Genomic DNA, 1,177 nt, shown 5'->3' on the forward strand with positions numbered 1-1,177 from the left:
TCACTCTTTTTTTGAATTATTTTTGAGGATAGAAGCTAAAGTGTTGAGTTATAAGGATGTTGTAGAACATATTTTTCTCGGATACAGGAGGAAAGGCGGAAAGGGGTACACCTTATTATATTCACACGCGCGTTAGAAGGGCGAGGACACGGGCGTATGCACAAGGGAAAGGAAGAGGAAATACAGGAAAGGTGAAGAAGATGCACAAAGGAAACCAGAACGGGAATCCAAAGAAAAGAAAAAAAGGACGGAGGAAAAGGGGATTGAAAGACTGAAAAGGAAGAAGGCAGGAAGAAGGGGAAATCGTAGCAAGGGAGGAAAATACGAAAAAAAGGGTAGAGACAGGAGTCTTTTAAAGTTCTACACTATTGGAAAAAGAAAAAACTCTGCCATCCGCAACAATTCGATTAACATTCTTAGGGGGACTGACTAAAAAGTCAATAGTATCTTAAATATCCTCCTTCCCGAAGGAGGAGAATGGAGATACTGCCGACTTTTCAGTCAACCCCTACTTACGTGTCAGCCAGGCTCTCTATGAAAATAAAAAACTATAATTTGCTGTCATCTGTCACGGTGTCGGGTGTAATTGATTGAATATGAATAATTAATGAGGTGACAGAAGTAGGTGATGGCAGTGTGACGGCAAATTTTGCTGTCACACTGCCTTGTTTTCAATGGTTACTTATGGGCTGTTGGTTGGGCTATACAGAGCTTTTTAGTTTCTCCCGCTTGAAACTTTTGTTTCTCCTGCTTGGAACTAAAGTTTCATCGGCTTGAAACTTTAGTTCCAAAGCCGTGAAACCAAAGTTTCGGACGCTTGAAAACAGTGGTTCCAGCCTATGGAATGAATGAAACAAGGCAGGAAACTGATGCCTTACTTATATGATTCAATTAACTTGACCGCACCAACTGTTCGATTAACCTACTCTTCCAAGAAACAATAAATCACTTATCACTCAAAAACAGCGGAGTTATCAACTATTAAAGGATGATTTATCAATTATTAATGTCTGAAATATCAATCGTTAAGAATTGACACCTCAGACATTAATACACTGTAAATCAAATGACAACATCAAACAAATGACAGATAATGATACATGGAAGAGTGAGAGCAAACACTTGCTCTCATAACTGCTACCACAGTTGCTGCCATACCTGAAACTAAGATGAATAA

The sequence above is a fragment of the Bacteroides sp. AM23-12 genome, assembly GCF_003434395.1.
Classification (GTDB): domain Bacteria; phylum Bacteroidota; class Bacteroidia; order Bacteroidales; family Bacteroidaceae; genus Bacteroides; species Bacteroides thetaiotaomicron.